We start from the raw sequence: 25,765 nt of genomic DNA, 5'->3' as shown, positions 1-25,765 counted from the left end.
ACTCGCCTGAAGCCAGCGCCGACACACCCCGCACCAAGCTCTCCTGGCCCTCCCCCAGCACCACAGCCCGGTACTCAAACGCCGACCGGCCTGCCGCCAGCGACAGACCCACATCCCGCAGCCCCAGCTCAGCGCCTGCCGTCACGTGCGACAGCAGCCGTCCGGCCTGAGCTCGCAACGCCGCCTCCGACGCACCCGACACCACCCACGGCACCACGCCGGTGCCCTCAGAGGACACCGCAGGCACACTGTTCAGCGCATCGGAGGGATCCGGCTGCTCGACGATCAGATGGGCGTTGGTGCCGCTGATGCCGAACGAGGACACGCCCGCCCGGCGCACCCGGTTCATCGACGGCCACTCCACCGCCTGAGTGAGCAGTTCGACCGCGCCCGCCTCCCAGTCCACCTCGGACGACGGAGCCTCCACGTGCAGGGTCTGCGGCAGCACCCCGTGCCGCATGGCCATCACCATCTTGATCACACCCGCCACACCCGCCGCCGCCTGCGTATGACCGATGTTCGACTTCACCGACCCCAACAGCAGCGGACGATCCACGTCCCGGTCCCGGCCGTACGTCGCCAGCAGCGCCTGCGCCTCAATCGGGTCGCCCAGCCTTGTGCCCGTTCCGTGCGCCTCCACCGCGTCCACGTCCACCACAGACAGGCCCGCGCTCGCCAGCGCCTGCCTGATCACCCGCTGCTGCGACGGACCATTCGGTGCAGTCAGGCCGTTGGACGCACCGTCCTGGTTCACCGCCGAACCCCGCACCACCGCCAGCACCTCGTGCCCGTTCCGACGCGCGTCCGACAACCGCTCCAACACCACCACACCCACACCCTCGGACCAGCCCACACCATCAGCCGCATCCGAAAACGCCTTGCACCGACCATCCGGCGACAGCCCCCGCTGCCGCGAAAACTCCACAAACGCGGCAGGAGTCGACATCACGGTCACACCCCCCGCCAACGCCAACGAACACTCACCCGACCGCAACGCCTGCCCCGCCAGATGCATCGCCACCAAAGACGACGAACATGCCGTGTCGACCGTGAGCGCCGGGCCCTCGAAACCCAGGGTGTAGGACACGCGGCCCGATGCCATGCTCCCCGCGCTGCCATTCCCCTGATAGCCCTCGAACTCGCCACCATCGAGAAGATCGGCGTAGTCGTTGTACATCACCCCGGCGAACACGCCCGTCCGGCTGCCCCGCAGCGACACCGGATCGATTCCGGCCCGCTCGAACGCCTCCCACGACGCCTCCAGCAGCAGGCGTTGCTGCGCATCCGTCGCCATGGCCTCACGCGGACTCAACCCGAAGAACGCCGCATCGAATTCCCCCGCATCATGCAGGAACCCACCCTGCCGCGTGTAGGAAGTGCCCAGGTGGTCCGGGTCCGGATCGTACAACCCCTCCACATCCCAGCCCCGGTCGGCCGGGAAGCCCGACACCACATCCGCCCCCTCGACCACCACCCGCCACAGATCCTCCGGAGAACGCACCCCACCCGGATAACGGCAGGCCATCCCCACGACCACCACCGGGTCATCGGATGCCGCAGGGACGGTGTGCGTCGGTGCCGAGCCCTCGGTTTCGGCTCCGAACAGTTCGTCGAGGAGGTGATCGGCGAGCGTGGTGGGCCTGGGGTAGTCGAAGACGAGGGTGGCGGGCAGTCGGAGCCCGGTCGCGGCGTTGAGGCGGTTGCGCAGCTCCACAGCCGTCAACGAGTCGAAGCCCAGATCCTGGAACGACCGAGCGGCCTCGACGGAGTCAACTCCTGCGTGGCCCAGGACGAGCGCCACCTGACCGCGCACCAGGCGCAGCAGGGCGTCACGCCGCTCTTCCCGATGGGTCAGCGTGCTCAACCGCTGGATGAGCGAGGCGGCTGCCCCCGAGCCGGTGACGGCGGCACGGCGGGCCTTGGCCCGGATGAGTCCGCGCAGCAGCGAGGGGACGTCGTCCTGGGTGCGCAGCGCGGACAGGTCGAGCCGGACGGGCACAACGGCGGCCTCGCCGCTCGCCAGGGCCGCGTCGAACAGCGCCAATCCCTGTTCGGCCGACAACGCGCGCATGCCCGAGCGCGCCATCCGCCTCGTGTCGGCCTCGCTCAGCGCACTGGTCATCCCTCCGGTCGGCTCCCAGGGGCCCCAGGCCAGCGACACCGCCCGCAGCCCGGCGTCCCGGCGGTGTCCGGCCAGAGCGTCCAGGAAGGCGTTGCCCGCCGCGTAGTTGGCCTGTCCCGCGGCGCCGAACACGCCTGCCACCGAGGAGAAGAGGGCGAAGACGGAGAGATCCATGTCCCGGGTCAGCTCATGCAGATGCCAGGCCGCGTCCACCTTCGGCCGCAGTACGGCCTCCAACCGCTCGGGCGACAGCGACTCCACCACTCCGTCGTCGAGCACACCTGCCGTATGGACGACGCCGCGCAGCGGATGCGCCTCGGGCACCCCGGCCAACACCTGTGCGAGCTGGTCGCGGTCGGCGGTGTCGCACGCTTCCAAGGTGACATCCGCGCCGTGAGCCGTCAGCTCGGCAACGAGTTCCCCGGCGCCGTCGGCCGCCGGGCCGCTGCGGCTGACCAGCACCAGATGGCGTACGCCGCACTCGAACACCAGGTGGCGGGCCACCAGTCGGCCCAGTCCTCCCGTGCCCCCGGTGATGAGTACGGTGCCGTCGCTGTCCCACGCGAGGGCCGACCCGCCGGGTGCGGGGACGCGGGCGAGCCGGCCCGCCCGGATCGCGCCGTCGCGTGCGGCCAGTTGCGGCTCCGCGGAGGCGAGGGCCTCCAGCAACAGCGATCCCGGTGTCCTCTCGCCGTCGACGGCACGGTCGTCGGTGGTAGGGCCGGGTGTGGAGTCGAGGTCGATCAGGCCGAACCGGCCGGGATGCTCGGTCTGGGCCGAGCGCACCAGGCCCCACACCGACGCGGCGGCGAGGTCGTCGGCGGTCGTCGCGCCACGAGTGACGAACACCAGCCGGGAATTTGCCCACCGCTCCTCAGCCAGCCAGGTCCCGAGGCGTGCCAGCACGCTGGTCGTCGTGGTCCGGACGCGTTCCACCACGGGCGGCCCGGAGTCGGCGTCGGCCACGGGCACCAGGACGACGCCCGGTGCCACGTCCCCCGACACGGCCGCCAGGGAGGCGAGGTCGGCGTGCGATTCCACCGTAGCGCCGCCCTCCCCGACCAGTGCGGCCAGACCCAACGGGTCCGGGCCGACCACCGCGATACGTTCGTCGACGGGGGCCGCCGCAGGGGTCGGCGCCCAGTCCAGGCGGAACATCGCTGTACGCGCCACGTCCGGGACACCGTCACCGCCCTCCCCATGCTCGGCCGGGAGCTCGGCCACCACCAGGGAGTCCACGGTGGCCACCGGGGCACCGGACGGATCGGCGAGCGCGATCGACAAGGCGCCGTCCGCGCGGCGCGACAACCTCACCCGTACCGAGGCGGCGCCCACGGCCCGCAGCGAGACTCCCGACCAGGAGAACGGCACGGCACTCGAGCCCGTGTCGGGGCCGGCCAGGACGGCCACGTGCAGGGCGGCGTCGAGGAGCGCGGGGTGCAGCCCGTAGGCGGCCGCTTCGGTTTCCATGCGCTCCGGCAGTTCCACCTCGGCGAAGAGATCCTCGCCCGACTGCCAGGCGGCTCGCAGGCCTTGGAACACCGGGCCGTAGCCGAAGCCCTCGGCCGCCCGGCGCTCGTAGAAGCCGTCCAGGTCCAGCGCCGCCGCCCCGGCCGGCGGCCACACCCCCGCTTCCGGCGCGGCGTCGCCGGGTTCCGCGTCGGACGGCGTCGCGGTGGAAGTGGCGAGGGTGCCGGTGGCGTGCCGCAACCACGGTGTGTCCTCCGCGCCCTCGGGCCGGGAGTGGACGCTGAGCGGGCGGCGGCGGCCCGTCTCATCCGGCTCGCCCACGGTCAGCTGGAGCTGTGTGGCGCCCTGTTCGACGAGCACCAGCGGCGCCGCCAGGGTGAGTTCCTCCACCCGGTCGCAACCGACCTGGTCACCCGCCCGGAGCGCCAGCTCCACCAGCGCCGTCCCCGGCACCACCAACCGGCCCATCACGCGGTGGTCGGCCAGCCACGGGTGCGACCGCGCCGACAGAAGGCTCGTGAACAGATGTCCTCCGGCCCCCGCGAGCTCGACGGCGGCGCCCAGGAGCGGGTGATCCGCCGTCCCGAGGCCCGCCGCGCGCACATCACCCGCACGGCTCGCCGTACCCGTCGGCCAGAACCTCTCGCGCTGGAAGGCGTAGGTGGGCAGGGCCACTCGCCGTGCGCCCGCGAACAGTGCGGACCAGTCCACCTCCACACCGTTGACGTGCAGCCGGGCCAGGGCGGTCAGGGCCGACCGCTCCTCCCCCCGGTCCTTGCGCAACACCGGCACCAGCACCGACTCCTCCGGCGCCGACTCCCGCGCCAGGGCGGAGAGCACCCCATCCGGCCCGAGCTCCACAAAGACGGTGGCGCCGTCGTCGGCCAAGGTCCGTATCCCGTCCGCGAACCGCACGGCCTGACGGACGTGATCCACCCAGTAGTCGGCGGAGCACAGCTGCTCCTCCGTCGCAAGGCCGCCCGTCAGGTTGGAGACCACCGGAATGGCCGGGGACCGGTAGGACAACCCCTCGGCCACGGTACGGAACTCGTCCAGCATCGGATCCATCAATGGGGAATGGAACGCATGCGACACCCGCAACCGACTCGTCTTCCGCCCCTCCGCGGCGAACCGCTCCGCGATCTCCAGCACCTGCCGCTCCGCCCCGGACACCACCACCGAACCAGGACCGTTGACCGCGGCAATCGACACCTCATCTGACAGCAGCGGCACCACCTCATCCTCGCCGGCCTGCACCGCCACCATCGCCCCACCCTCAGGCAACCCCTCCATCAACCGACCCCGGGCCACTACCAACGCACACGCATCCGCCAGCGAAAACACCCCCGCCACATACGCAGCAGCAATCTCCCCGACCGAATGCCCCACCAGATAATCCGGAACAACCCCCCAGGACTCCAGCAGCCGGAACAACGCCACCTCAACCGCGAACAAGGCGGGCTGGGTGAACTCGGTACGGCTCAGCGCGACTTCATCCTCGCCCCAGACCACATCCCCCAACGCCACGTCCAGCGCCGACACCACCTCGTCCCACGCCTCGGCGAACACCGGGAAGCGCTCATACAGCTCACGCCCCATCCCCAACCGCTGCGCCCCCTGCCCCGCGAACAGGAACGCCGTCCTCCCACCATCAGCCACCGAGCCCTCGACCACACTCCCATCGGACTCACCCGCGGCCAGGGCCGCCACACCCCGTAGCAGGCTCTCCTGGTCCTCCCCCAGCACCACAGCCCGCTGGTCGAACGCCGACCGGCCTGCCGCCAGCGACAGACCCACATCCCGCAGCCCCAGCTCGGCACCTGCCGTCACGTGCGACAGCAGTTGCCTGGCCTGAGCACGCAACGCCGCCTCCGACGCGCCCGACACCACCCACGGCACCAGACCGGTGCCCTCAGAGGACTCCTCAGGCACGGTTCCCACCGCATCAGGAAGTTCCGGCTGCTCGACGATCAGGTGGGCGTTCGTGCCGCTGATCCCGAAGGACGAGACGCCGGCGCGGCGCGGGCGCTGCCCGGTCCCCGGCCACTCCACCGCCTGCGTGAGCAGTTCGACCGCGCCCGCCTCCCAGTCCACCTCGGACGACGGGGCGTCCACATGCAGCGTCTGCGGCAGCACCCCGTGCCGCATGGCCATCACCATCTTGATCACACCCGCGACACCCGCCGCCGCCTGGGTGTGGCCGATGTTCGACTTCACCGAGCCCAGCAACAGCGGACGATCCCCGTCCCGGTCCCGGCCGTACGTCGCCAGCAGCGCCTGCGCCTCGATCGGGTCCCCGAGCCTCGTTCCCGTACCGTGCCCCTCCACCACATCCACATCCGAAACAGACAGCCCACCACTCGCCAGCGCCTGCCTGATCACCCGCTGCTGCGACGGACCGTTCGGCGCGGTCAGGCCGTTGGACGCGCCGTCCTGGTTCACCGCCGAGCCCCGCACCACCGCGAGCACCTCGTGCCCGTTGCGCCGTGCGTCCGACAGCCGCTCCAGCACCACCACGCCCACGCCCTCGGACCAGCCCACACCATCAGCCGCATCCGAAAACGCCTTGCACCGACCATCCGGCGACAGCCCCCGCTGCCGCGAAAACTCCACAAAGGCGGTAGGAGTCGACATCACCGTGACGCCGCCGGCGAGCGCGAGCGAGCACTCCCCCGCCCGCAATGCCTGCGCCGCCAGATGCATGGCCACCAGCGAGGACGAACACGCGGTATCCACGGTCACCGCCGGGCCCTCCAGGCCCAGGGTGTACGACACCCGACCCGAGGCCACGCTCCCCGCGCTGCCGCTGGTCTGATAGCCCTCGAACTCCGGACCCCGCAGCAAGGTGCCGTAGTCGTGGTACATCACCCCGGCGAACACGCCCGTCCGACTGCCCCGCAACGACACCGGATCAATCCCGGCCCGCTCGAACGCCTCCCACGACGCCTCCAGCAACAACCGCTGCTGCACATCCGTAGCCACCGCCTCACGCGGACTCAACCCGAAAAACGCCGCATCAAACTCCCCCGCATCATGCAGGAACCCACCCTGCCGCGTGTAGGAAGTGCCCAGGTGCTCCGGGTCCGGGTCGTACAACCCCTCCACATCCCAGCCCCGGTCGGCCGGGAAGCCCGACACCACATCCGCCCCCTCGACCACCACCCGCCACAGATCCTCCGGAGAACGCAGCCCACCCGGATAACGGCAGGCCATCCCCACGACCACCACCGGGTCATCGGACACGACCGGCAGTGCCTGGGCGGGGACCGAACCGTCGGTCCGGGTACCGAACAGCTCGTCGTGCAGGTAGTCGGACAGCGCGACGACCGTCGGGTAGTCGAAGACCAGAGTGGCGGGCAGCCGGAGCCCGGTGGCGGTGTTCAGACGGTTGCGCAGGTCCACCGCCGTCAGTGAGTCGAAGCCCAGTTCCTTGAAGGAACGGGAGACACCGACCTCGCCGGAGCCCGTGTGCCCCAGCACCAGCGCGACCTGGCCGCGTACCAGGTCGATCAGCGCCTCCCGCCGGTCGGCGTCGATCCGACCGCCGAGGCGCTGGACGAGGGTGGCGGCTTCGCCCGAGGTCGGCAGGGCATTGCGGCGGGTGCGGGTCCGGATCAGGGAGCGCAGCAGCGGCGGAACCTCTCCACGCGCGCGCAGCGCGGACAGGTCGAGCCGGACGGGGACGACGGCGGCCTCGCCGCTCGCCAGCGCCGCGTCGAACAGCGCCACGCCTTCTTCGGCGGACAAGGGCGGCATGCCCGCACGCGCCATGCGTTCCATGTCCGCGTCGGTCAAGCCACTGGTCATTCCGCCCGTCCGGGACCACGGGCCCCAGGCCAGCGACACCGCCGGAAGCCCGGCCGCACGTCGATGCTCCGCCAATGCGTCCAGGAACGCGTTGGCCGCGGCGTAGTTCGCCTGTCCTGCCGAGCCGAACGTGCCCGCCACCGAGGAGAACGTCACGAAGGCCGTCAGATCCAGCGCGCGGGTCGCCTCGTGCAGCGCCCACGCCGCGTCGACCTTGGGCCGTGCCACCTTGGCAAGCCGCTCCGGCGTCAGCAACTCGAGTACGCCGTCGTCCAGGACGCCCGCCGTGTGGAGCACGGCCCGCACCGGTCGGTCCGGCGGCACGTCTTCCAGCAGGGCCGCCACCGCAGCGCGATCCGACACATCACACGTCACTACGCGCGCATCGGCGCCATGCCCGGTCAGTTCCGCGACGAGTTCGGCCGCCCCGGCGGCCGTGCCGCCGCTGCGGCTGGCCAACAGCAGATGGCGGACGCCGTGCTCGACGACCAGGTGCCGGGCCAGCACACCGCCCAGTCCCCCCGTGCCACCCGTGATCAGCACCGTGGCCTCGGGGTCCCACTCCACGGCCGTGGACGTGGACGTGGCCGGGTCGACGGCAGGGGTACGCACCAAGCGGCCCGCCAGGACGGCGCCGCCCCGGACGGCCGTCTGCGGCTCGTCCGCCCCAAAGGCCGCGGCCACCGCGGTGGCGGACAGCTGCCCGCCGTCGAGGTCCACCAGGGCGAACCGGTCCGGGTGCTCCGTCTGCGCCACTCGGACCAGGCCCCATACGGACGCGGCCGCGAGATCCTCTCCCGTGGTCGCGCCGCGCGTGACGAACACCAGACGGGACGGCGCCCACCGCTCGTCCGCCAGCCACGCCTTCAGTACGCCCAGAATCCTGGACGTCACCTCGCGCGTGGAGCCCACCACATCGCCCTCGGACCCGGTCACCGGCATCAACACCACGGCCGGCGGTGCGTTATCCGCGGCCGCGAGGGCGGCGAGGTCTTCACAACCGACGACGGCCAGCCCGGTCGTCCGCAGTCCCTCGACGAGTCCGCCGTCATCGCGCCCGACGACGGCCACGGAGGCGGGTGGCACGACCGAGGCGTGCACCGGTGTCCAGTCGAGGCGGAAGAGCGAATCCGCCGCGGACCTGCCGCCTCCGCCGGTTGGTTCGGCCGACATCACGCGCAGGGCGAGCGACTCCACCGAAAGTACCGGGCGCCCGGACGGATCGGTGGCTTCCAGGGACAGGGTGTCCGGACCGGCCGACGACAGCCGCACCCGTAGCGCGGACGCTCCCGCCCCGTACAGACGTGCTCCCGACCACGAGAAGGGCAGCACACCGGGCCGGACCCCGGTCCCCGCCCAGGTGGCCGCGTGCAGCGCGGAGTCGAGCAGTGCGGGATGCAACCCGAAGGCAGCGGCGTCCGTATCGGGATCGTCCGGCAGCGCTACCTCGGCGAAGACGTCGGCACCGCGCCGCCAGGCGGCCCGCAGGCCCTGGAACAGCGGCCCGTAGTCGAAACCGCGCTCGGCGAAGCGCTCGTAGCAACCGGTCAGGTCCACCCGCTCGGCACCCTCCGGCGGCCACACCGGCCAGGCTGGCCCGCCGCTCGAGTGACCGGACGGCCCGGCCACCGAGAGCACCCCGTCGGCGTGCAGCACCCACTCGTCCGACCGGCCCTCCGGCCGGGAGTACACGCTCACCGGGCGACGGCCCGCCTCGTCCGGCTCGCCGACAGCCAGCTGCACCTGCACAGCGCCCTGCTCCGGCAGCACGAGCGGCGCCGCCAGCGTGAGTTCCTCCACCCGGTCGCAACCGACCTCGTCGCCCGCGCGGACCGCCAACTCCAACAAGGCGGTGCCCGGCACCAGCACTCGCCCCGACACCCTGTGATCGGCCAGCCACTCATGCGACCGCTGCGGCAGCGACAGCCGTCCGGTGAACAGCCGCCCTTCGGAACCTGCCAACTCCACGGCCCCGTTGAGCAGCGGATGCTCCGCCGCGGTGAGGCCGAACGCCACGGCATCTCCGACCGACGGTGCCGTGCGCGGCCAGAACCACCGGCGCTGGAAGGCGTAAGTGGGCAGCTCCACCCGCCGGGCGCCCGCGTACAAGGATGCCCAGTCGGCCTCCACGCCGTCGACGTACAGCTGCGCCAGCGCGGTGGCCACCGCGCTCTCCTCACCCCGGTCCTTGCGCAGCGCCGAGACCAGCACCGCGCCGTCCGACGCCGTCTCGGCCGCCAGCACCGTCAGTGCGGAGTCCGGTCCGACCTCGAGGAATCTGCGTACGCCCGCCTCGTTCAATACCGTGATGGCATCGGCGAACCGTACGGTCGCCCGCACATGCTCGACCCAGTAGTCCGCCGAGCACATATCCACGTCCCCGGCAGGCTCACCCGTCACCGTGGACACCACCGAAATCACCGGAGGCCGGTAGGACAGCCCCTCGGCCACGGTACGGAACTCGTCCAGCATCGGATCCATCAACGGGGAATGGAACGCATGCGACACCCCCAACCGACTCGTCTTCCGCCCCTCCGCGGCGAACCGCTCCGCGATCTCCAGCACCTGCCGCTCCGCCCCGGACACCACCACCGAACCAGGACCGTTGACCGCGGCAATCGACACCTCATCTGACAGCAGCGGCACCACCTCATCCTCACCCGCCTGCACCGCCACCATCGCCCCACCCTCAGGCAACCCCTCCATCAACCGACCCCGCGCCACCACCAACGCACACGCATCCGCCAGCGAAAACACCCCAGCCACATACGCAGCAGCAATCTCCCCAACCGAATGCCCCACCAGATAATCCGGAACAACCCCCCAGGACTCCAGCAGCCGGAACAACGCCACCTCAACCGCGAACAGAGCGGGCTGGGTGAACTCGGTACGGTCGAGCAGCTCTGCTTCAGGGGTATCGGCCTCGGCGAACAGAAGCTCACGCAGAGGACGGCCCAGACGCCCGTCCAACTCCTCAACAACGGCGTCGAGCGCATCCGCGAAAACCGGATACCGGTCGGCCAGTTCACGCCCCATACCAGGGCGCTGGCTGCCCTGACCAGTGAAAAGGAATGCAGTGGCGCCCGGCCGCGGAGCCACCGAACCGTACACCACATCGGCCCTGGGCTCCCCTCCTGCCACAGCCGCGAGACCCTGCAACGCACCGTCCCGATCATGGGTCAGCAGCACGGCACGGTGCTCGAAACCCGACCGAGACGACGCCAACGACAGCGCCACATCAGCCCTGCCCCACCCGGACCGATCAACCAGATGGGACCGCAGACGCTCCGCCTGGGCACGCAACGCCAGCTCCGTCTTGCCCGAAACCAGCAGCGGAACGACAACAGGCCGGCGCGGCTCCTCGAGGGCCGGAGCGACCGGCTCGGACGGGACGTGCTCCAGGATCACATGCGCGTTCGTGCCGCTGATGCCGAACGAGGAGACACCAGCCCGGCGCGCCCGCGCCACCTCGGGCCAAGCCCTGTGTGCGGTCACCAACTCCACAGCGCCGGCTGACCAGTCCACATGAGTGGACGGCGCCTCCAGATGAAGCGTCCTGGGCACCTCCCCATGACGCATCGCCATCACCATCTTGATGATGCCCGCAGCCCCCGCCGCCGCCTGCGTATGACCGATGTTCGACTTCACCGACCCCAGCAGCAGCGGACGATCCCCGTCCCGATCACGACCATAGGTGGCCAGCAGCGCCTGCGCCTCGATCGGGTCCCCGAGCCTCGTTCCCGTACCGTGCCCCTCCACCACATCCACATCCGAAACAGACAGCCCACCACTCGCCAGCGCCTGCCTGATCACCCGCTGCTGCGACGGACCGTTCGGCGCGGTCAGGCCGTTCGACGCGCCGTCCTGGTTCACCGCCGAACCCCGCACCACCGCGAGCACCTCGTGCCCGTTGCGCCGTGCGTCCGACAACCGCTCCAGCACCACCACGCCCACGCCCTCGGACCAGCCCACACCATCAGCCGCATCCGAAAACGCCTTGCACCGGCCATCCCCCGACAACCCCCGCTGCCGCGAAAACTCCACAAACGCGGCAGGAGTCGACATCACCGTCACACCCCCCGCCAACGCCAACGAACACTCACCCGACCGCAACGCCTGCCCCGCCAGATGCATCGCCACCAAAGACGACGAGCACGCCGTATCCACCGTGACCGCCGGGCCCTCCAGGCCCAGGGTGTACGACACCCGGCCCGACACCACACTGCCCGCGCTGCCGCTGGTCTGATAGCCCTCGAGTTCCGGACCCCGCAGCAAGGTGCCGTAGTCGTGGTACATCACCCCGGCGAACACGCCCGTCCGACTGCCCCGCAACGAAACCGGATCAATCCCAGCCCGCTCGAACGCCTCCCACGACGCCTCCAGCAACAACCGCTGCTGCACATCCGTAGCCACCGCCTCACGCGGACTCAACCCGAAAAACGCCGCATCAAACTCCCCCGCATCATGCAGAAACCCACCCTGCCGCGTATACGACGTGCCCACGTGGTCCGGATCCGGGTCGTACAGCCCCTCCAAGTCCCAGCCCCGGTTGGTCGGGAAGCCCGAGACGGCGTCCTCGCCGCCGACCACCAGCCGCCACAGGTCCTCCGGGGAGCGCACCCCACGCGGGTAGCGACAGGCCATCCCCACGACCACCACCGGGTCATCGGCGACAGGGACGGGGACGAGCGTGGCGTGGGCCGTGTTCCCCTCCTCCGTCGTGTCCGTCGCCTCCGGGCCGAGCAGTTCCTCCAGCAGGTAGCCAGCGAGTGCCTCGGCGGTCGGGTAGTCGAAGACGACGGTCGCGGGCAGCCGGAGGCCGGAGGCGGCGCCGAGCCGGTTGCGCAGTTCCACCGCCGTCAGGGAGTCGAAGCCCAGGTCCTGGAAGGCGCGTGTCGGGGCCACGATGTCCGCCGTCGCGTGTCCCAGCACCAGCGCCACCTGCGTACGGACCAGGTCGAGCGCCGCCTCCGAGCGCTCCGCCCGAGGCAGGGCGGCCAGTCGGTGCGCGAGGGAGGCGGAGGCGCCAGGCCCAGAGGCCGCCGAGCGGCGGAGGGGGGTACGGATGAGCCCTCGCAGCAGCGGCGGCACTTGGCCGCGGGCCCGCAGCGCGGGCAGGTCGAGCGGCACGGGCAGCAGGACGGGCTCCGACGCGGCGAGGGCGGCGTCGAACAGCGCCACGCCCCGCTCGGCCGGCAATGCGGGCATGCCCTCCCGGGCCAGGCGGCGCATGTCCGCCTCGGTCAGGGTGCTGGTCATCCCTCCCGCCCGGGTCCACGGCCCCCAGGCCAGCGACAGCGCGGGCAGCCCCGTGGCGTGCCGGTGTTCCGCCAGCGCGTCGAGGAAGGCGTTGCCGGCCGCGTAGTTGGCCTGGCCCGCGCCGCCGAAGGTGCCCACCACCGACGAGAACATGATGAACGCGGCCAGGTCCAGGTCGCGGGTCAGTTCGTGCAGGTGCCAGGCGGCGTCCGCTTTCGGGCGCAGTACGGCGGTCATGCGCCGCGGGGTGAGGGTCTCGATGACGCCGTCGTCCAGTACGCCCGCGGTGTGCACCACGGCCGTCAGCGGGTGGCTCAGCTCCACACCGGCGAGCAGCTCGGCCAGGGCGTCGCGGTCCGCGATGTCGCAAGAGGCCACGGTCACCTGGGCGCCGAAGGCGGTGAGTTCGGTGGCCAGTTGGTCGGCGCCCTCTGCGGCGCGGCCGCGGCGGCTGGCCAGGAGGAGGTGCCTGACCTGGTGTTCAGTGACGAGATGACGAGCCAGTACGCCGCCCAGCCCCCCGGTCCCGCCGGTGATGAGCACGGTACCTTCGGGGTCCCAGTCGGCGCCGGGCCCGCCGGGTACGGACACCCGGGCCAGCCGGCCGACACGGACCGCGCCGTCGCGGATCACCAGCTGCGGCTCGGCGCTGCCGAGGGCCCCAGGCAGCGCCGCTGCCGACTCAGGTATGTCGTCGAGGTCGACGAGGACGAAGCGGTCGGGGTGTTCCGCCTGCGCCGAGCGCACCAGGCCCCACGCCGTCGCGGCCGCCACGTCGTGGGCGCCTGGCGGGTCCCCGGCGACCCCTCGGGTGATGAACACGAGCCGGGCCCCGGCCAGGCGTTCCGCCTCGGCCAGCCAGGTCTGCACATGCGTCAGCACCTGGGCGCTGAGGTCGTGAGCAGTGGCAACGACGTCGTCGGCCGCGTCGGGCGCTCCGGCGAGCGGGATGAGTACGGCACCCGGTACGGCGGACTCGTCCCCGGCCTCCCTGGCCGCCTCGGCAGCCGGGGCCACCTGGGCGAGGTCGGCGTACGGGCGTACGGCGTGGCCCGCGGCCTCAAGCGCTTCGGCGAGCCCGAGGGGGTCGGGGCCGACCACGGCCAGCGGCCCGGGGCCGGTGGGGGGATCGGCATGGTCGGCGGTGGCGGCCGTCCAGTCGAGCCGGAACAGGGAGTCGCGCTCCGCCGCGCCTGCCGCGGTGTTCAGTTGCCCGGCGGACAGGGACCGCAGCGCCAGGGAGCCGACGGTGGCCACCGGGGCGCCGGAGGTGTCGGCGAGGTCGACGGACACCGCGTGAGGACCGACTGGGGCGAGCCGGATCCGGACGGCCCTGGCGCCGCTCGCGTGCAGGGTGACGTTCTCCCACGAGAAGGGCAGGGCTGTGGGCGGTATGTCCCCGTCGAGCAGCGCCACCGCGCGCAGACTGGAGTCGAGCAGCGCCGGATGCAGCCCGAAGCCGTCGGCGTCCTCCGCTTCCGCCCCCAGCGTGGCGCCGTCCCCGGCGTCGGGGAGTCCGACCTCCGCGAAGACCTCCGCGCCGCGCCGCCATGCCGCGGTGAGCCCCTGGAAGAGGGGGCCGTAGCCGAAGCCGTCCTCCTCGAGCCGGTCGTACAGGCCGTCCAGCGCGATGGGCACCGCCCCCGTCGGTGGCCACTGAGCCGCCTCAAATGCGGTGTCGGGCGCGGTGGCGTGCGTACCGGTGGTGTGCGTACCGGTGGTGTGCGTACCGGTGGCGAGCACGCCGTCGGCGTGCCGGGCCCACTCCTGGCCGACCGCTCCATCAGGCCGCGCGGATACCGTCACCGGGCGGCGGCCGGCCTCGTCAGCGGCGCCGACCCTCAGCTGCACCTGGATCGCGCCGTGCTCGGGGAGCGCCAATGGCGTGGCGAGGGTCAGCTCCTCCACCCGGTCGCAGCCGACCTCGTCACCGGCGCGGATCGCCAGTTCGAGGAACGCGGTGCCGGGCAGCAGCACGGCGCCCGCGACGGCGTGCTGTGCCAGCCATGGGTGTGTCCGCAATGAGAGCCTGCTGGTGAACAGCGCTCCTTCGCCATCGGCCAGTTCCACGGCGGCCCCGAGCAGCGGATGGTCCGCGGAGCCCAGCCCGGCAGCGGTGATGTCGCGCGCCGGGCTCGACAACGCGGACGGCCAGTAGCGCTCGTGCTGGAAGGCGTACGTCGGCAGCTCGACGCGGTGCGCGCCGCGTCCGTCGGCGCTCCCCGCCAGGAACGCGGCCCAGTCGGGGGACGTGCCGCGCACATGCAGCCGGGCGAGCGCGGTGGCCGCTGACAGCTCCTCTGGGTGGTTGCGGCGCAGCAGCGGTATGAGGGCCGCGTCGGTGGTCAGGGACTCCCTGGCCATGGCGGAGAGTACGCCGTCGGGGCCGACTTCGAGGAAGGTGTCGACGCCCGCGCTTTCGAGTGCCCGGACACCGTCGGCGAAGCGTACGGCGGCCCGGGCGTGGCGTACCCAGTAGTCCGCGGACGCCGGCTCGTCGTCGGTGACGGGTGTTCCGGTCACCATGGACACCATGGCGATCCGCGGCGCGTGGTAGGTCAGTCCCTCGGCCACCGCCCGGAACTCGTCCAGCATGGGGTCCATCAGCGGGGAGTGGAAGGCGTGCGAGACCGCCAGCCGCTTGGTCCTGCGCCCGCGCGCGGCAAGTTGGTCCGCCACGTCCCGTACGGAGTTCTCGTCACCGGCGACGACCACGGCTTCGGGGCCGTTGACGGCGGCGATGCCGATCAGGTGTTCGCGGCCCGCCAGCAGCGGAGCGACCTCGCCCTCGGTGGCCTGGAGCGCCACCATGGCGCCGGCCACGGGCAGGGCCTGCATCAGCCGGGCGCGTGCCGCCACCAGGGCGCAGGCGTCCGGCAGGGTGAGCACGCCCGCCGCGTGTGCCGCCGCGAGCTCCCCGATCGAGTGTCCGGACACGAAGCGGGGTGTGACGCCCCAGGACTCCACGAGCCGGAACAGCGCCACCTCGACCGCGAACAGAGCGGGCTGGGTGAACTCGGTACGGTCGAGCAACTCTGCTTCAGGGGTATCGGCCTCGGCGAACAGAAGCTCACGCAGAGGACGGCCCAAATGCCCGTCCAACTCCTCAACAACGGCATCGAGCGCATCCGCGAAAACCGGATACCGGTCGGCCAGCTCACGCCCCATACCAGGGCGCTGGCTGCCCTGACCAGTGAAAAGGAATGCAGTGGCGCCCGGCCGCGGAGCCACCGAACCGTACACCACATCGGCCCTGGGCTCCCCTCCTGCCACAGCCGCGAGACCCTGCAACGCACCGTCCCGATCATGGGTCAGCAGCACGGCACGGTGCTCGAAACCCGACCGAGACGACGCCAACGACAGCGCCACATCAGCCCTGCCCCACCCGGACCGATCAACCAGATGGGACCGCAGACGCTCCGCCTGGGCACGCAACGCCGACTCCGTCTTACCCGAAACCACCAACGGCACCACACCAGGCCCAGGCGGCTCCTCGACGGCCGGGGCAACCGGCTCGGACGCGACGTGCTCCAGAATCACATGCGCATTGGTCCCGCTGATGCCGAACGAGGAAACACCGGCCCGGCGCGCCCGCGCCACCTCGGGCCACATCGTACGCTCGGTGATCAGCTCCACGGCACCCGCAGACCAGTCCACATGAGTGGACGGCGCCTCCAGATGAAGCGTCCTGGGCACCTCCCCATGACGCATCGCCATCACCATCTTGATGATGCCCGCAGCCCCCGCCGCCGCCTGCGTATGACCGATATTGGACTTCACCGACCCCAGCAACAACGGCCGCTCACGCCCCTGCCCATACGTGGCCAGCAGCGCCTGCGCCTCGATCGGGTCGCCCAGCCTCGTCCCCGTGCCATGCGCCTCCACCACATCCACATCCGCCACGGACAAACCGGCACTCGCCAACGCCTGGCGGATCACCCGCTGCTGCGACGGACCATTCGGCGCCGTCAAACCATTCGACGCGCCGTCCTGATTCACCGCCGAACCCCGCACCACGGCCATCACCTCATGACCGTTCCGCCGCGCATCCGACAGCCGCTCCAACACCAGCATGCCGACGCCCTCCGACCAGCCGGTGCCGTCGGCGGCGTCGGAGAAGGACTTGCAGCGTCCGTCGGAGGCCAGGCCGCCCTGGCGGGCGAAGTCGACGAAGGTCTCCGGGGTCGCCATCACGGTGACACCGCCCGCGAGCGCCAGCGAGCACTCCCCCGAACGCAGCGCCTGCGCGGCCATGTGCACGGCGACCAGCGAGGACGAGCACGCGGTGTCAACGGTGACGGCCGGGCCCTCGAGACCCAGGGTGTAGGCCACCCGGCCCGAGGCCACGCTGCCTGACGTGCCGTTGACCACGAAGCCGCGCAGGGCCTCGGGCAGGCCGTCCCCGGCCGTCGGGTAGTCGTGATACATCACTCCGGCGAACACACCGGTGGCGCTTCCCTTGAGCGTCAGCGGGTCCACCCCGGCGCGCTCCACGGCCTCCCACGAGGTCTCCAGCAGGAGACGTTGCTGCGGGTCGATGGCGAGCGCCTCGCGTGGGGAGATCCCGAAGAAACCCGCGTCGAAGTCGCCCGCGTCGTGGAGGAACCCTCCGACGTGGGCGAAGGACGCGTCCGGCAGTCTCCAGCCCCGGTCGTCGGGGAAGTCGGAGATGCCGTCGCGGCCTTGTGCCGTCAGCTCCCACAGCTCCTCGGGGGAGTTCACTCCGCCCGGATAGCGGCAGGCCATTCCCACGATGACGATCGGATCCCCGGTCACGGCGGGGGCGGTGGCCACCGGCCGGGTGGCGGTGGTGCCCTGCCCGCGCTCGCAGAGGAAGTCCGCGACGGCCGCGGGGGTGGGGTGGTCGAAGATGAGCGTGGTGGGCAGCCGTACGCCCGTGGTCTCGGTGAGCCGGTTGCGCAACTCCACCGAGGTCAGCGAGTCAAGTCCGAGGTCCTGGAAGGTCAGGGACGGGTCCACTGCCTCGTCGGAGGGATGGCCGAGCACCGCGGCGACCTCGGTCCGCACCAGCCGGGACACCGCGTCGGCGAGGTCAGCCCCAGTCAGCCCCGCCAGCCCGGCCAGCGGGCCGGACCCCGGGTCCGGCGCACCGGCCGCCACCGCGCGCCGTACCGGGGCGGGCACCAGAGTGCGGAAGGCGGCCGGCACGGTGCCCCGGGCGCGCAGCGCCGCGCGGTCCACCCGGGCCGCGACCACGGCCGTCTCGCCCGCGGTCCGCGCGGCGTCGAACCAGGCCAGTCCCTGGTCGACGGCGAGCGGGGGCAGGCCGGCCCGCGCCATGCGGCGCATCTCGGCGTCCGTGAGGGTGCTCGTCATGCCGGTGCTCCGGGGCCACGGACCCCAGGCGATGGCCAGGCCCGGCAGCCCCTGGGCAGCCCGCTGCCGGGCGAGGGCGTCGAGGAACGCGTTCGCCGCGGTGTAGTTGCCCTGGCCGGCGTTTCCCAGGACGCCGAACACAGAGGAGAACACGATGAACGCGGTGAGGTCATGGTTCCGGGTGAGCTCGTGCAGATGCCACGCACCGGCCGCCTTCGGCCAGAACACGGTGTCCAGTCGCTCCGCGGTCAGCGCCTCGATCAGCCCGTCGTCGAGCACACCGGCGGCGTGCACCACACCGGTCAGCGGGTGTGCCGCCGGGATGTCGTCGATCAGCCGGGCGACGGCGGCGCGGTCCGCGACATCGCAGGTGGCGACGGTGACCTCGGCGCCCAGCCGCGTCAGTTCCGCCACCAGGTCGTCGGCGCCTTCGGTGGCGCGGCCCCGGCGTCCGGCCAGGACGAGGTGGCGCACGCCATGGGCCCCGGCCAGGTGCCGGGCCACCTGTGCGCCCAGCCCGCTCAGCCCGCCGGTGACGAGGACGGTGCCCTCGGTGTCCCAGACGGCCTCCGGGCGGGGCTCGGCGGTCGGCTCCGAGGGGCGCACGGGGGCCAGCCGGGGCGTCAGCAGGCGGCCTTCGCGTACGGCGAGCTGCGGTTCGTCCAGCTCCAGCGCCGCGCGCAGTGGCCCAGCTGCGGGCGGGACATCCGTGCCGTCCAGGTCCAAGAGGACGAAGCGGCCGGGGCTCTCGTGCTGGGCCGAGCGGACCAGCCCCCACACCGCCGCGCCCACCAGGTCGGGCGAGGCGTCGGCGTCCGTCGCGACCGCGCCCCGCGTCACCAACACCACCGCAGGAGTGTTCTCGGGCCCGTCCGGGTCCCTCAGGTGCTGCTGCAACCGGTCGAGCACCGCCGAGGTGGCGGCGCGCACCGCGTCGAGCACGTCGTCCTCGGGCACGGTCCCGGCCGGTGCGGCGACCGGGACCAGGACCACATCGGCCGGTGCCGTCGCCTCGTCGACCACGTTCTCGCCCGCGGCTCGCAGCGCGTCGGCCAGCCCCCAGGCGTCCGGCCCGGCCACCGCCCACCGCAGGGCGCGGTCGTCCGGGGCCGGTGGCGCGGCGTCCACCCAGTCCAGGCGCAGGAGAGGTTGCCCGCCCCGGCCGCCGCCGTCGGGCGTGAACGGAAGGAGGGCCAGCGAGCGTACGGAGGCCACCAGCCGGCCCTCCGCATCGGCGACGGTCAACGTGATCGCGTCGTCGCCCGCGCGGCTCATCCGGACCCGCAGCACCGAGGCACCCGAGGCGTGCAGCGACACCTCGGTCCAGGCGAACGGCAGCCGCGCGCCCGCGGAATCGTCGAGCCCGGTGTACGAGACGATGTGCAGCGCGGCGTCGAGCAGGGCCGGGTGCACTCCGAACGCGGTGGCGTCGCCCGCGATGTGCTCGGGCAGGGCCACCTCGGCCAGCACGGCGTCCTCGGTGTGCCAGAGCGCGCGTACGCCCCGGAAGGCCGGGCCGTAGTCGAATCCGGCCGCGCTTCGCCGCTCGTAGAAGCCGTCGAGGTCGAGCGGCGTGGCGTCGGCCGGTGGCCATGCTCGGCCGTAGGGCCATCGATCGGCCGCGCCGGGCCCGTCGGCCGTGTCCGGACGGTCCGGCTCGCCCGGCCACCCGGGTGTGTCAGGCGGTGCGAGCACGCCGGTGGCGTGCTGAACCCACGGCGAGTCGGGTGCGTCGTCGGGGCGGGAGTAGACGCCCAGGGTCCGGCAGCCGGTGTCGTCGGTCGGGCCGAGGGCCACCTGGACGGGGACGCCACCGTGTGCGGGCAACACCAGGGGCGCGGTCAGGGTGAGTTCACGTACCCGGCCACAGCCGGCCTCGTCCCCCGCCCGGACCGCCAGCTCCACGAACCCGGTGCCGGGGAAGAGCACCTGTCCGGCCACCACATGGTCGGCCAGCCAGGGTTGGGCCGTCGTGGACAGGACGCCCGTGCACAGCAGCCCTCCGGTGTCCGGGAGCGCCACGACCGCGCCCAGCAGCGGGTGTTCCGGCCGGTCGAGGCCGGCCGACACGACGTCGGCCGTTCCGGTCGGCCGCCCGGCCCAGTAGCGCTCGCGCTGGAACGCGTACGTCGGCAGCTCCGCCCGCCGCGCTCCGGCCCCGGCGAACAGGGCGGGCCACTGCACGGGGACGCCGTGCGCGTACAGGCGGGCCATGGCGGACACGGCAGCGAGTTCGTCGCCGTCCTCGCCACGGTCCGTGCGGAGCATCGGCACCGCGATGACACCGGGTAGCTCGGCGAGGTTCTCCCCGGTCAGGGCCGCGAGCGTCGCGTCCGGGCCCAGTTCCAGGAAGGCCCGGGATCCGGCGGCGGCCGCCGCGCCGATCGCCTCGGCGAACCGCACCGGGCGTACGACATGGTCCACCCAGTAGTCAGGTGTGCTGATCCGTGTCGCGTCGACCGGCTCGCCGGTGACCGTCGAGACGATGGGGATGCGCGGCTCCTGGAAGGTCAGGCGCTCGACGGCCACCCGGAAGTCCGCCAGCATCGGGGCCATCAGCGGGGAGTGGAACGCATGGCTGACCCGCAGCCGCTTGGCCTTCCGGCCCCGCGCCTCGAAGTGGGCCGCGATATCCCCCACCGTCTCTTCGTCGCCGGAGAGGACCACCGAGGACGGGCCGTTGACCGCCGCGAGCCGCGCCCGGTCGGCGCGGCCCGCCAGCAGCGGCTCCACCTCGTCCTCGCCCGCCCGCAGCGCCACCATGGCCCCGCCCGCCGGCAGCGCCTGCATCAGGCGGCCACGCGCGGCCACCAGGGCACACGCGTCGCCGAGTGACAGCACTCCGGCCACATGCGCGGCGGCGATCTCGCCGATCGAGTGGCCGACGAGGAGCTCGGGGACGATCCCCCACGACTCGGCCAGCCGGAACAGCGCCACTTCGAGGGCGAACAGCGCGGGCTGCGCGTACTCGGTACGGTCGAGCGCCTCGGCGTCCTGGCCGAACATCACCTCGCGCAGCGGCCGGCCCAGCTCGCCGTCCAGCAGCGCGCACACCTCGTCCAGGGCGCGGGCGAACACGGGGAAGCGGTGGGCCAACTCGCGGCCCATCCCGACGCGCTGTGCGCCCTGGCCGGCGAACAGCAGCGTCAGGGGGCGCGCGGCCGCGGCGACGCCCCGTGCCGCCTCCACCACGCCGTCCGGTGTGGACAGCAGCACCGCGCGGTGCTCCAGCTGCGCGCGGGTCGTGGCGAGGGAGTAGCCGATGTCGAGCGCCGAGGCGTCGGTGTCCGCCACGAAGGAGCGCAGCCGGTCGAGCTGGGCGCCCAGCGCGGCGTCGGTCCGTCCCGACACCGGCCAGGGAACGACGCGGGGGGTGGCCTCGGGTGTCGTCCTCGGGGGCGCGGGTTCCGCGGTGGCGGCCGGTGGCGGCTCGTGCGGTGCCTGCTCGACGATGACGTGGGCGTTGGTGCCGCTGATGCCGAACGAGGACACTCCGGCGCGGCGCGGGCGCTCCGCTTCCGGCCACGGTGTCGGCTCGGTCAGCAGCTCCACCGCGCCCACCGTCCAGTCCACGTGTGACGAGGGGGCGTCCACGTGCAGTGTTCTGGGGAGTGTGCCGTGGCGCATGGCCATGACCATCTTGATGACGCCCGCGACGCCCGCCGCGGCCTGGGTGTGGCCGATGTTGGACTTGACGGACCCGAGCAGCAGCGGACGGTCCTGTACCCGGCCCTGGCCGTAGGTGGCCAGGATCGCCTGGGCCTCGATGGGGTCGCCCAGCCTGGTGCCGGTGCCGTGGGCCTCTACGGCGTCGACGTCCGCGGGGACGAGTCCCGCTCCGGCCAGCGCCTGGCCGATGACCTGCTGCTGGGATACGCCGCTCGGCGCGGTCAGCCCGTTCGACGCGCCGTCGGAGTTGACCGCCGAGCCGCGCAGCACCGCCAGGATCCGGTGGCCGTTGCGGCGCGCGTCCGACAGCCGCTCCAGCACCAGCATGCCCACGCCCTCGGACCAGCCCGTGCCGTCGGCGGCCTCCGCGAACGCCTTGCACCGGCCGTCCTCGGACAGCCCGCCCTGCTTGGCGAACTCCACGAAGATGCCGGGCTCGGACATCACGGTGACGCCACCGGCCAGGGCCAGCGAGCACTCGCCGCTGCGCAGTGCCTGGGCCGCCAGGTGGAGGGCCACCAGCGACGAGGAGCACGCGGTGTCGACCGTGAGCGCCGGTCCGCGCAGTCCGAGCGTGTAGGCGACCCGGCCGGAGAGGACGCTGGGCGAGGTGCCGGTCAGCACATAGCCCTCGGCGTCGCCGGTCGCCTCGTGCAGCCGCGGGCCGTAGTCCTGGGCCATCGCGCCGACGAACACTCCGGTGCGGCTGCCGTGCAGGGACGAGGGCGCGATCCCCGACCGCTCGATCGCCTCCCAGGTCACTTCGAGCGCCAGCCGCTGCTGGGGGTCCATGGCGAGGGCTTCCCGGGGCGCGATCCCGAAGAGCGCCGCGTCGAACCGGTCGGCGTCGTACAGGAAGCCGCCCGGCCGTTCCGTGGCCAGCACCTCGGACGGCCATCCGCGGTCGGCGGGCATCGCGGACACGGCGTCCACGTCGTGGGCCACCAGGTCCCACAGCGCCTCGGGGGAGTCGGCCCCGCCCGGGTAGCGGCAGCCCATGCCCACGATGACCACCGGTTCGTCGGCCGGGGCGGCGGTGGCCCGGGGCGGGGCCCCGCGGGTGCCGGTGGCACCGCCGGGTGTGGCATCGCCGGGGTCGGTGGCCAGCCGGGCGGCGATCCGGTCCGGCGTGGGGTGGTCGAACAGCACGGTGTCGGGCAGTCGCAGACCGGTGGCGGACCTCAGCCGGGCCACGAGTTCCACGGTCATCGTGGAGTCGAACCCGAGTTGCTTGAACGTCAGGCTCGTGTCGATCCGCTCCGGTTCGGCGTAGCCGAGCACCATGGCGGTCTCGGCCCGCACCAGGCGCGCCATGTCGGCGCGAGGCTCGCGGGCGGCCGGCTCCGGCTCCGCGGTGGCGGGTGCCGTACCAGGTACGGGCTCAGGCGCGCCCGGGGCCTCCGTGGGCGCGGTGGCCGGGCCCGCCGGTTCTTCCAGCCAGTGACGTTCCCGCTGGAAGGCGTACGTGGGCAGCGGCACACGCCTGCCGCCCCTCTGGGCGAAGTACGCGTCCCAGGCCACCGGGGCGCCGTGGACATGCAGTTCGGCCATGGCGGTCAGGACCGTCAGCGATTCGTCGCTGCCGGGGCGCAGCGTCCTGACGACCGCGGCGGGCGCACCCGTCTCTCCCGTGTCCGCGGTGTTCCAGGCGGGGTGGTCGAGGCATTCCCGGGTCATCCCGGTGAGCACCCCGTCCGGGCCCAGCTCCAGGAACGCGCCGACGCCCCGGTCCCGCAGGGTGCGTACGGTGTCAGCGAAGCGGACGGTCTCGCGGGCGTGCCGCGCCCAGTACTCGGCGGAGCACAGCTGCTCGGCGGTCGCGAGTTCGCCGGTGAGGTCGGACACCACGGGAATCCGGGGCGCCGCGAGGGACAGCCCGGCCACGACCCGGCGGAAGTCGTCGAGCATGGCGTCCATGCGGGGCGAGTGGAACGCGTGCGAGACCCGGAGGCGCTTGGTCCTGCTCCCCAGCGCGGCGAAGTGTGCGACGACGTCCTCGACCGCCCCCTCGTCGCCGGCGACGACCACGGACTCGGGGCCGTTGACCGCGGCGAGGGAGATCTCGTGCTCGCGGCCGGCCAGCAGCGGACGCACCTCGTCCTCCGGGGCCCGGACCGAGGCCATCGCGCCACCGGTGGGCAGCGCCTGCATCAGCCGACCGCGCGCGGCCACCAGGGCGCAGGCGTCGGCGAGGGACAGCACACCGGCCACATGAGCGGCGGCGACGGCCCCGATCGAGTGCCCGGCCACGTAGTCCGCGGCGGTGCCCCAGGATTCCAGCAGCCGGAAGAGGGCCATCTGGAGGGCGAACAGCGCGGGCTGGGTGTAGGCGGTCCGGTCCAGCAGTTCGGCGTCGTGGGTGCTCGCCGGCCCGAACATCACCTCGCGCAGCGGCCGTTCGAGGTGTTCGTCCATCCGGGCGCAGACGGCGTCCAGCGCCTGTGCGAACACCGGGTACCGACGGTACAGCTCCTGGCCGGCTCCGGCTCGCTGAGAGCCCTGGCCGGAGAACAGGAACGCGGTCGTGGCCGTGGCCGTGGAGCGCGCCGAGCCCTGGATCGCGCCACTGCCGGGGGCGCCTTCGGCGAGCGCGGTCAGGGTGCGCAGTGCGCCGTCCGCGCGCCGGGCGAGGACCACGGCGCGGTGGTCGAACGTGGCCCGCGTCGTGGCCAGGGAGAAGCCCACGTCCACCAGGGCCGGGCCGCCCTGTCGGGTCACCTGGGCCGCGAGCCGGGCCGCCTGCGCGCGCAGCGCGTCCGGTGTCCTGCCCGACAGCAGCCACGGCACGGCGCCGGGCTCGGTGCTCTCGCCCGTCCCGTCCTCCGGGAGGTCCGCGGGCGGTCCCGCCACGGCGGGCGTGGTGGACCCGATGGGCGCGGCGTCCGATACGACGAGGTGGCAGTTGGTGCCGCCCATGCCGAACGAGGACACCCCGGCGAGGATCGGCCCGTCGTGGCCGGGCCAGGGGCGCGCCTCAGACACCACGTCGAGGCGCCACTCGTCGAAGCGGATCCGCGGGTTGGGCCGCTCGAAGTTCAGGCTCGCGGGCAGTGTCCCGTGGTGGAGCGAGAGGGCGACCTTCAGCAGCCCGACGATGCCCGCCGCGCCCTCCAGGTGGCCGACGTTGGTCTTCGCGGAGCCGACCAGCAGCGGCTCGTCGGCGGGGCGGCCGTCCCCGTACACCGCGCCGAGGGCCTCGGCCTCGACGGGGTCGCCGACGCGGGTGCCCGTGCCGTGCAGCTCCACGTACCGTACGGCGGTCGGGTCGGCGCCAGCGCGGCGGCAGGCCGCGCGCAGCACGGCCTGCTGTGCCCGCGGGTCGGGGATGGTCAGGGCCTCGCCGCCGCCGTCGTTGTTGACCGCGCCGCCTTCGATGACGCAGTAGATCTCATCGCCGTCGGCCACGGCCCGCGCCAGTGGCTTGAGCAGGACGAGCCCGCCGCCCTCGCCGCGGACATAGCCGCCTGCGCGCTCGTCGAAGGTGAAACACCGGCCGTCCGGGGACAGTCCGCCGAACCGCGCCGCGGCCTGTGTGCTGTCGGGCGTGAGGTTCAGCTGGACGCCGCCGGCCAGCGCGGCGCGGGACTCGCCGCGGCGCAGGCTTTCGCAGGCGAGGTGGACGGCGACGAGGGACGACGACTGGCCGGTGTCGACCACCAGACTGGGGCCGCGCAGGCCGAGGAAGTAGGAGACGCGGTTGGCGATGATGCCGCGGTTCAGTCCGGTGAGAGTGTGGTGGCCGATGCCCTCGATGCCCCGGCGCCGGTCCAGGGTGCTGTAGTCGTCGGCGGTCACGCCGACGAACACGCCGATGTCGCCGCCGTGGACGGAGTCCGGTGGCAGTCCGGCGTCCTCGAGCACCTCCCAGCCCAGCTCCAGCATGAGGCGCTGTTGCGGGTCCATCGCCCGGGCCTCCCGTGGGGAGATCCCGAAGAACTCGGCGTCGAATCGGTCGACGTCCTCCAGATAGCCGCCGTGGCCGCGGTGGCCACCGTGGCGGCCGCGGGGTGGCTCGGACACCGCGCTCACCCCGTCGCGGAGCAGCTCCCAGAACCGCGCGGGGTCCGGCGCGGACGGCAGTCGGCAGGACAGCCCGATCAC

General features: G+C 72.8%; 1 protein-coding gene (cut by a window edge). It reads right to left on the bottom strand.

The window, feature by feature from the left end:
* Nucleotides 1-25,765: the 5' portion of an SDR family NAD(P)-dependent oxidoreductase gene (locus ACH4S9_RS31740; protein WP_398375211.1), read on the bottom strand. It extends 3,935 nt beyond the left edge of the window; only the first 25,765 of its 29,700 coding nucleotides appear in the window; the start codon lies at nt 25,763-25,765; its stop codon lies off the left edge, out of view.

The sequence above is a fragment of the Streptomyces sp. NPDC021225 genome (assembly GCF_044332865.1).
GTDB lineage: Bacteria > Actinomycetota > Actinomycetes > Streptomycetales > Streptomycetaceae > Streptomyces.
The sequence above is the reverse complement of the archived record's forward strand: the minus strand, read 5'-3'. Positions and strand labels throughout refer to the sequence as shown.